Origin of the sequence: Streptomyces ambofaciens ATCC 23877 (genome assembly GCF_001267885.1) — a bacterium.
Taxonomy (GTDB): domain Bacteria; phylum Actinomycetota; class Actinomycetes; order Streptomycetales; family Streptomycetaceae; genus Streptomyces; species Streptomyces ambofaciens.
Genome location: NZ_CP012383.1, coordinates 81,320 through 89,658, shown reverse-complemented (window position 1 = coordinate 89,658; position 8,339 = coordinate 81,320). Strand labels below are relative to the sequence as shown.

11 protein-coding genes are annotated in these 8,339 nt (G+C 70.4%); all 11 read left to right on the top strand.

The genetic code is table 11. The annotated features are described in order from the left end of the window. Positions 1-246 precede the first annotated feature (246 nt). The 11 genes from SAM23877_RS39985 to SAM23877_RS36705 all read left to right on the top strand — a co-directional run bounded on the left by SAM23877_RS39985 (position 247) and on the right by SAM23877_RS36705 (position 8,302). A complete protein-coding gene (locus SAM23877_RS39985) occupies positions 247-2,136 on the top strand; it encodes a hypothetical protein (RefSeq protein WP_053143417.1) in 1,890 nt (629 codons plus the stop codon). 71 nt (positions 2,137-2,207) lie between these two features. After that, positions 2,208-3,065 carry a hypothetical protein gene (locus SAM23877_RS39505; protein WP_053143414.1) on the top strand — a complete coding sequence of 286 codons (858 nt, stop codon included), beginning with the start codon at positions 2,208-2,210 and terminating at the stop codon, positions 3,063-3,065. Positions 3,066-3,175: 110 nt separating this feature from the next. Further along, positions 3,176-3,910: a hypothetical protein gene (locus tag SAM23877_RS36745; protein WP_053143412.1), complete on the top strand. Its 735-nt coding sequence runs from the start codon at positions 3,176-3,178 to the stop codon at positions 3,908-3,910. 15 nt (positions 3,911-3,925) lie between these two features. Continuing rightward, the gene (locus tag SAM23877_RS36740; protein ID WP_053143411.1) at positions 3,926-4,987 is read left to right on the top strand and encodes a major capsid protein; all 1,062 of its coding nucleotides are present in this window, start codon (positions 3,926-3,928) and stop codon (positions 4,985-4,987) included. A 3-nt stretch (positions 4,988-4,990) separates the two neighbouring features. After that, a complete protein-coding gene (locus SAM23877_RS36735; RefSeq protein ID WP_053143409.1) occupies positions 4,991-5,347 on the top strand; it encodes a hypothetical protein in 357 nt (118 codons plus the stop codon). A 95-nt stretch (positions 5,348-5,442) separates the two neighbouring features. Further along, a complete protein-coding gene (locus SAM23877_RS36730; RefSeq protein ID WP_053143406.1) occupies positions 5,443-5,787 on the top strand; it encodes a hypothetical protein in 345 nt (114 codons plus the stop codon). After that, positions 5,784-6,626 carry a hypothetical protein gene (locus SAM23877_RS36725; RefSeq protein ID WP_053143405.1) on the top strand — a complete coding sequence of 281 codons (843 nt, stop codon included), beginning with the start codon at positions 5,784-5,786 and terminating at the stop codon, positions 6,624-6,626. The genes SAM23877_RS36730 and SAM23877_RS36725 overlap by 4 nt, the downstream gene beginning before the upstream one ends. Then, on the top strand, positions 6,623-7,006 hold the full coding sequence (locus tag SAM23877_RS36720; RefSeq protein WP_053143403.1) for a hypothetical protein: 384 nt from the start codon (positions 6,623-6,625) through the stop codon (positions 7,004-7,006). Before SAM23877_RS36725 ends, SAM23877_RS36720 begins: the two co-directional genes overlap by 4 nt. Beyond that, positions 7,006-7,458: a DUF6093 family protein gene (locus tag SAM23877_RS36715; protein ID WP_053143401.1), complete on the top strand. Its 453-nt coding sequence runs from the start codon at positions 7,006-7,008 to the stop codon at positions 7,456-7,458. The genes SAM23877_RS36720 and SAM23877_RS36715 overlap by 1 nt, the downstream gene beginning before the upstream one ends. Then, positions 7,455-7,841 (top strand): HK97 gp10 family phage protein, encoded by a 387-nt coding sequence (locus SAM23877_RS36710; RefSeq protein WP_053143399.1) that lies wholly within the window; start codon positions 7,455-7,457, stop codon positions 7,839-7,841. The genes SAM23877_RS36715 and SAM23877_RS36710 overlap by 4 nt, the downstream gene beginning before the upstream one ends. Next, positions 7,838-8,302, top strand: coding sequence for a hypothetical protein (locus SAM23877_RS36705; protein WP_053143397.1), 465 nt, complete (start codon positions 7,838-7,840; stop codon positions 8,300-8,302). The genes SAM23877_RS36710 and SAM23877_RS36705 overlap by 4 nt, the downstream gene beginning before the upstream one ends. Positions 8,303-8,339 lie beyond the last annotated feature (37 nt).

Genomic DNA, 8,339 nt, shown 5'->3' with positions numbered 1-8,339 from the left:
AGCGTCCCGGACGGTCCTCCCGACCATCCCTGTGGACAATCCCCCGCAACTCCGGCCTCTTATGGCCCAGATGATCGCGAAGAGCCACGATTCGCCACCCCTTCGGGTGGTCTGACGGCCGAACACGCGACCGCTCCCCCCGCCCGTTCCGGTGAACAGACCCCGAACCCAGGGGGGAATCCCCTCCCGCCCCGGCCCGTACCCTGATCACAAGGCGCGGGGCCTGGATCAGCGGGAAGGAACGCTGTGGGTCTCTTCGCCAGCGCCAAGGCCGTCGTCATCGACGCCTGGTCGTGGCTGAACTACAAGCCGCTGTACAGCGACCAGCTCGGCATGCCCAACCGCCGGGCCTTCCCCGAAGCCCACGCCACCTGGGTCCCCGCCGCCGACGAACGCCGCCTCGCCGCGTACAAGATGCTCAAGGCCTACGACGGAAACCAGGTCGCCGAGCTCACCGCGTTCCGCGACGGAGACGAAGCCCGCGAACGCCGCGAGTTCGGCGACCCGTCGATGTTCGTCGACACGATCACCTCCCACGTCCTCGGTGAGGAGCAGACCATCACCGTCCCCGGCGCCGAGAAAGCCGGCGACGGCGGCGGCCCCGACGCCGAAACCGCGGAGAAGGTCCAGACGCTGCTACGGGAGTGGGCCGACGAGGAACTCCTCCCCATGCGACTCCTCCAGGTCGAACGCAAGGCGGTCAGCCTCGGCGACGGCGTCTACCTCCTCCACTGGGACGGCGACAAGCAACGCGTCCGCCTCAAGACCTTCGACCCCGGCTTCTACTTCCCGATCATCGACGAGGACTCCGACGGCTCCGACTTCCCCGACCGGATCCACTTCGCCTGGGAACTCCCCGAGGACAAGGCCCGCCGGCTCCCCGCACGCCTGCGGCGGATCACCTACCACCTGGACTGGATCCGCCCGCAGACCGCGAACGGCGTCGACCGCACCAGCCGGCCCGTCCGCGCCACCGTCATGTCCGACCCCACCGACGACCAGCCCGCCCAGCCCATCCTCGGCCGCGGCGACACCCTCGACCCCAACGGGTCGATCACCCGCCTCTACCCGTGGTCCGAGCAGCCGTCCTACAAGACGTGCTACCTCACCGACGCCATCTGGGAACTCGGCGACCTCAAAGCACCCATCGACATCGACTCCCTGCCGATGGACAAGGCGCACTTCGCGACGAACAGCCAGGGCGAGATCCTCGACCAACTCGACCTCTACCAGGACTTCGTCCCCGTCATCCACGTCCCCAACACCGTCCCCGAGCCCGGCGAGCACTGGGGGCAGTCGTCCCTGGCGAAGGTCCTGCAAGTCTTCGACGAGCTGTCCGGCTCCGACACCGACTCCTCCCGCGCCTCCGCCACCACCGGCTCCCCGATCCTCGCGATCTCCGGGAAGGCTGTGAACGGGCAGACGCAGTACACCGCCGGCCCCGGCATGGTCTTCACCCTCGGCGAGGGCGGCGCCATCACCAGCGTGGAGACCAGCGGCAACCTCGCCGAGCTCCGCAACCACGTCCACGACCTCAAGGACCGGGCCGCGACCACCGCCCGCCTGCCCGCCGTCGCCCTCGGCACCTCCGACCCCGCCCAGTTCACGTCCGGCTACCAGCTCGAGTTGGCCCTCGGCCCGCTGGACTCCCTCATCTCCGGGATGCGCCTGGCCCGCGACCACGCCGACCGGCTCCTCCCCAAAATGGTGCAGCGCCTCTTCCAGGCCGGGCAGCATCCCGACTGGGCCGGCCTCCCGGTCTTGCCGGCGAAGCTGATGCGCGGCGCCTACACCCCCACCGACAAGGCCGCCGTCCTCGCCGAGGTGAAAGACGCCCGCGAAGCCGGCCTCATCTCCCTGGAGACCGCCATCCGACGGTTGCAGGAGATCGGCTGGCCCATCGAGGACGCCGAAGAGGAGATCAAGCGGATCGACGCCCGGTCCTTCGAGGACGCCCGGAACCTCGCCGACGCCCTCGGCAACCCGAAGGAAGTCGCCTCCTTCCTCGGCCGGAAGGCCCCCGACGAGCCCGAAGCGCCCGCGGTCGTCCTTCCCCCGGCCGGCCTCAACCCGGGCCAGGAGGACCTCGAGGAAGCCCACCCGAACGGGTCGGGAGAGGGAGGGGGGAACACGTGACGGGATCTGTGCTGAACTTGGATCTAGGCGCGGGGCCTGGAGTACGAGCGAGTCTGGGAGGACTTGTACAGATGCGTCGCCCCACGCAGCACACCCGCCGTCCCGCCGCCCCCGGCTGGACCCACCCCTACACCGGCCTGCCCGGCATCGCCGTCTTCTACAACGACGGCGGCCATGGCGACGGCAATCAGCCGCCGGTGCCCTCCCCGGCCGACCTCGCCAACCGGGCCCCCCAGACCCCCGCCACACCCCCGGGACCACAGCCGGTCATCGACAAGGAAACCGGCGTCGCGATGACCCAGGACCGCTTCAACCGGATCATGACGCGGCAGTACGAGAAGTCCCGCAACGCCGCCTACCGGGAGATGGCCGAGTCCCTCGGCCTGACCTTCGACCCCGAGACGTTCGACCTCGAGGCGTTCAAGGCCACCCTCAAGGAAGGCCACGAGGCCAGGCAGCAGGTCCTCACCGACGAGCAGCGCCGCACTGAGGAACTCAACAAGGTTCAGCAGGCGGTCCAGGCGGAGAAGGCCAAGGCGGAACAGGAACGCGCCGCGATCCAGGCTGAGCGACGTGCGCTGGCCCGGGAGCAGGCCCTCACCCGCCTCGGCGCCCTCGACCAGGTCGACGAGCAGGGCAACGTGACCGCCCCGAACCTTCAGGACGCACTCGCCATGCTCGAGCGGGACCTCCGCGACACCCCGGACGCCGACGCCACGGCCCTCACCACGGCAGCGGAGGCGCTGAAGAAGCGCCGCCCCGAACTGTTCGGCGCCCCGACCGCCCCCCAGACTCTCCCGCCGGCCCCGTCCGGTGGACCCGCCGGAGGCAACGCCCCCCGGCAGCCCGCCAGCACCAAGGACGCCCTCCAAAAAGCCGCCCGCAAGCGCGCCGAAGCCATGGGCCTGCGCCACGACAACGCAGCCTGACCGACCGCACGACCAGCACGGCCTAGGGACCACGCCCTGACCCCACGTGGACGGCACCACCACAGGTGCCCTCACCACACACCCGCGTACATCGCGAAAGGGGCTACGGCGTGGACATCCAGCCGTACACCAGCACCGAGACGCTCGCTGTCGGCCGCCCGTGGCTCATGAGCATGCTCGGCATCGAAGCCAACCAGTCCGTCACCCTCGACCTCACCCAGTTCGACGAGAACCTGCACTGGACGGAGGCGTCCAAGTACCAGCCCGAGCGGAAGCTGAAGTCCGGCATCCCCCTCGGCAAGGTCTCCGCGACGGGCCTGTTCGCCCCGTACTCCGCCGTCACCAACGAGGTCCAGACCCTCACCGTGACCGGCGGACCCACCGGCGGCACGTTCACCATCACCTTCGACGGCCAGACCACCGCCGCGGTCGCCTACAACGCCACCGCCGCCCAGGTCCAGACGGCCCTCGAAGGCCTCTCCAACGTCAACCCGGGCGACGTCACCGTCACCGGCAACGCCGGCGGCCCCTACACCCTGACCTGGGGCGGCCAGTACCTCGGTGAGAACGTCTCCTCCGTCACCACCACCGAGTCGTTCACCGGCGGCACCACCCCGGACATCACCATCGCCACCACCACCGCCGGCGGAACCGCCACCGCAACGGACGGCTCCCAGGTCTTCGCCGGGTTCCTGTTCACCGAGGTCGCCTTCCACCCCGGCGCCACCAAGGTCGCAGCGCCCCTCATGGTCCACGGCCAGATCGACGTGGCGAAGCTGCCCGTGGCCTTCGACCCCACGGACGTCGCGGACGGCTCCAACACCCAGTTCGTCTACAAGGTCTGATCAGGAGACACCGACATGCCGAACGACATGCTGGAGCTCCTGCTCCGCGACATCAGCGTCACCGAGATCAACGCGTTCGCGCGTGAGATCCAGACTCCCGCCGACTACGAGCTCACCCGCACGGTGATGCCGGAGCGAACCATCAACTCGGTGAAGTGGGAGACGCGAGGAACCCGCCGTCGGGTCGCCGCCGCCTCCTACCGGGCGTGGGACGCCCAGACGAAGGTCGCCACGCGTGAGATCACGCAGTTCGCGACCTCCGGCAAGCTCCTCCCGCTCGGTCAGAAGTACATCGTCGGCGAGTTCGAGACGATCCTCGAGAACGTCGACCGCGGCATGGACTCCCGGGACCTCGTCGACGCCGTCTACGACGACGTCGCCGCGCACGTCCTGTCCATCAAGAAGCGCCTCGAGCTCGCCGTCGCCGACCTCCTGATCGACGGCAAGTTCTCCCTCGTCGGCGAGAACGGCCTCACCCTTGAGGCCGACTACTCGGTGCCGTCCGCGAACATGCCGACCGCCCCGGTCGACTGGACCGACCCGACCGCGGACATCCTCGCCGACGAGCAGCGGTGGATCGAGGTCCTCCGGTCCTCGGGCGCCCCCGCGCCGGCCCGGGTGCTGACGTCGTACAAGACGGCCGCGCTGATGATGGGCAACAACTCCTACCGCGCCGCCTACTACGGCTCGGTCAGCCCGTCGGCGACGCCCACCGCGGTCCTCGCCCCGAACGAGGTCAACGTCGTCCGCGCCCGCTACAACCTCCCGCCGATCACCACCTACGACGTGAAGATCGAACTGGACACCGGTTCGGACGTCCGCGCGCTGCCGGAGAACATGTTCTTCCTCCTGCCGCCCAACCCGCAGCAGTGGGCGGAGACCCAGTACGGGCTGACCGCCGACGGCCTGCTCCTGTCCCAGGGCGGCAACCCGTCCATCGTGCGGGAAGAGGCCCCCGGCATCGTCGTCACCCGCGGCGTCCAGGACGACCCGCCGCAGGTGTGGACGAAGGGTTCCGCGGCCGCGCTGCCCGTCATGTACGTCCCGGACATCCACATCGCCGCGACGGTGTGGTAACCCATGGCCGCCCGACTCGCAGCCACGGTGTATGTGACGGATCCGGATACGCACCAGACGGTCACGCTGCACCAGGGCACCAGCCCGGAGCCGCGCCTGGCCGCCCTGGTGAAGAGCCCGTCCGCCTGGGTCGACGGCAAGCTCCCCCGCCTGCCGAAGACGCAGACGGACCAGAAGCCGGACAGCCCGGAGGACGCCGGCCCTACCGGCGACGGCCAGGACGACGCCTCTGGCGCCACCTCCGTCGCCGGTGACGACCAGGCCGCCCCCACGGCCAAGAAGACCGCCGCACGCAGGACCGCGGCCAGCAAGCCGGCCCGGGGCCGGGGCGCCGCTGACGAGGGCAGCAGCGGCGACTAGCGGAGTGCGGGCCCGCCCCTGTGGTGGGGGCGCCAACAGGCGGGCCCGCACCCGCACCACCCCTTCCCAAACCCAGCCCCTGGAGGACACCAGCCATGGCACTCACCGCCAGCGTGCAAGCCTGGCTCCTCTCCCAGCTCGGCCCCACCACACCGGTAGCCGACCTGGAACCCCGCTACGCCCGCCTCGGCACCGCCCGCGCCGTCGCCATCGAGGTCCTCTACGAACGCAAGGCCGCTCTCATCCAGCAGCCGGCCAGCGTCAACGTCTCCGGTGTCGTCGCCGTCGCCTTCACCGAGAACATCAAGGCCCTAGAACGCCAGATCGCCCTCCTTGAAGCAGGGGAGCCGCCCGCACCGGACGACCCGCCCGGCACCGGAACCAACGACGGCAGCGTCCAGCTCGGCGTGTTCCGGCTCGTAGAGCGGCCACGACGATGACCACCCCCGTCCGCCGCGGCCGCAGCCTCCGGCAACGCCTCCTCGGCTACATCACCTCCGGCGTCGGCCGCCTCACCAAAGCCTGGCGGATCCTCATCAACGCCCAGACCACCCTCCTGCACGCCCTCACCCGCACCCGACCCGGCCGCAGCGGCTCCACCGGCACCCGCCTGAGGACCGCGACCGCCGCCTTCAACACCGCCCTGGCCACCTTCAACCGGGCAGCGATGGCCTTCGCCGAGTCTTGGGCCGCCACCGACCTCCCCCTGATTTACCGGGAAGGCGCCCACACCACACTCGACCACGTCGACCGACCCAACCGCCTGTTCACCTGGACCGCCCGCCACCAAGCCCAGGTGACGGCCCTGTCCGCGCAGTACTACGCCGACATCACCAGCCGCATCCAGGAAGCTCTCCGACGGGCCCGCGCGTTCCTCCGCGCCGCGCAGGACGCCGCCCGCGACACCCAATCCGCCCGCTTCGACGCAGTCGCGCTCCGCCGGGACCACCCCCTGGACACCGTGGTGTACGCCAACAACGCGAAGCACCCGGTCGAGGCGTGGGCGTCCGCCGCGATCACCTGGCAGACCGCGACCACCGCGAACACTGCCGCCGCCCGCACCACCTTCGACGAGCTCGGCACCGAGTGGGTGGAAGTCCGAGACGGTAACGGCTGCGGATGGCGTGATCACCAGGACGAGGACAAGGCGCACCGGACCCTCCGCACCGTGCAGGACGCCCTCGCGCACCCCACCTCGCACGCCCACTGCATCCGGGAGTTCCTGCCCCGCCTCGACCTCATCGGCCGAACCGAGATCCGCACCGGAGCGCCCCTGTGACCGATCAGCCCACCGAGCCGCAGGCCCACCACCTCCGTATCGACGCCCAGCCCGGCCACGCCACCATCCGCATCGAAGGCGAAGCTCTCCCGTCCGGCACCGTCACTGGCTACACACTCCAGCACGACATCGCCGGCGGTCTGCCCCTCGCCGTCCTCCACACCCGGCAGCCCGATGGCCTGGTCTTCGAAGGCCTTGCCCGGGTCGCCGTCGGCATCCCCGACACCCCTGGTGACATCGTCGCCGCGTTCCTCGCCCAGCTCGACCCCGCCGAACTCGAGAACGCCGCCCTGAACCGGGACGACCTCGGCAACAACCAGTACGACCTGACCCGGGCCATGCTCCGGCAGGCCGCCGACTGGGCCAGAGGGGAACACTGATGGCCGGCCTCGATGACGCGCTCGCACCTGTCAGCGCGTGGCTCCTCAACAACTTGATGATCGACGTCGTGCGCGTCGTCCGCCCCGTCTCCGGCGATCCCGTCCTCAACCCGGACACCGGAGACCTCGAGTACCCGGAGCCTGAGCTGGTCTACGAGGGCGTCGGGGGAGTCGTCGCGGCCGGCGCCCCGGGCGGCATCAGCTCTCTCCCGTCGTCGACGCTGCCGTGGGCGGAAGAGACCATGTCCCCGGCCCGCCTCTTCACCCCCCTGTCGGCGCCGATGCCCGCCCGCGACGACCTCGTCACTGTCATCACCGTCCACAACCCCGCCAACACGGCCCTGATCGGCCGGACGTGGTTCTGCCAGGACCCGGGCCGCGCCTCCACCGTCGAAGTCGTCCGCGTCACCCCCTTGGACATGAAGCAGGCCCCCCGCGGAGGTGCGTCGTGAACCTCGACGACCTCGCCGACCGGCTCGACGCCGCGGCCGACGAACTGGGCGACACCATCGAACGCCGGGTGCGGCGCGTCGGCAGCGCCGGCGTGGCCAGGATCCGCGCGAACGCCTCCGGCCGGCCCGGCCCGAACGTCATCACCGGGCAGTACCGGGCGTCCTGGCGGGCCGTCACCAGCGGCATCCCGTACGGCGCCGAATGCACCATCGGCACGAACGCCCCCCAAGGTCGGCGCCTGGAGTTCGGCTTCGTCGGGCCCGACTCCCTGGGACGCGTCTACAACCAGCCGCCCTTCCCGCACGTGCAGCCCGCCCTCGGCCACATCGAGGACACCCTGCACGAGCAGATGCTGGCCGCCGTAGGGGAGCTACTCGCATGATCGAGAAACGGCTCGTGACGAACTGGGTGGCGACCACGCTGGCCGCCGGCTCCGGGAAGCCCGTCGGCCGCGGCCGCGCCCCAGCCGACGGGCAAGCACCCCCCTACTACCTGCTGTACTCCGTCGACACCCAGGTATCCGGAGCGCCCTACACCGACCTGCACGAGGACGGATCGTTCGTCTATCAGATCACCAGTGTCTCCGGTCCGGACCCGACGAAGCCCCAGTCCACGGCGACGCAGGACCAGCTGGAGTGGATGGCCGACAAGGCCCGGACCGTCTTCCTCGGGCGTAACCCGGTCACCGGCCAGTGGCTGCACCCGCTGGCCGTCCCCGGCTACACCTGCATGGCCCGGTCTCTGGACGTGGAGTGGGGGGCAGTGCCAGGGGGAACGTCCGAGCAGGAAGCCGCGATAATGACCTATGTGCAGAGGTTCAGGTTCAACCTGACCCCCGCCTGACCCCCCACGGGTTGGGCAACACCGCACCGCGGCGGGA

Excerpts from the sequence above, each read along its gene's own strand:
- SAM23877_RS36740 (WP_053143411.1), top strand. The coding sequence starts at position 3,926 with ATGCCGAACGACATGCTGGAGCTCCTGCTCCGCGACATCAGCGTCACC.
- SAM23877_RS36735 (WP_053143409.1), top strand. The coding sequence starts at position 4,991 with ATGGCCGCCCGACTCGCAGCCACGGTGTATGTGACGGATCCGGATACG.
- SAM23877_RS36705 (WP_053143397.1), top strand. The coding sequence starts at position 7,838 with ATGATCGAGAAACGGCTCGTGACGAACTGGGTGGCGACCACGCTGGCC.
- SAM23877_RS36715 (WP_053143401.1), top strand. The coding sequence starts at position 7,006 with ATGGCCGGCCTCGATGACGCGCTCGCACCTGTCAGCGCGTGGCTCCTC.
- SAM23877_RS36730 (WP_053143406.1), top strand. The coding sequence starts at position 5,443 with ATGGCACTCACCGCCAGCGTGCAAGCCTGGCTCCTCTCCCAGCTCGGC.
- SAM23877_RS36725 (WP_053143405.1), top strand. The coding sequence starts at position 5,784 with ATGACCACCCCCGTCCGCCGCGGCCGCAGCCTCCGGCAACGCCTCCTC.
- SAM23877_RS39505 (WP_053143414.1), top strand. The coding sequence starts at position 2,208 with ATGCGTCGCCCCACGCAGCACACCCGCCGTCCCGCCGCCCCCGGCTGG.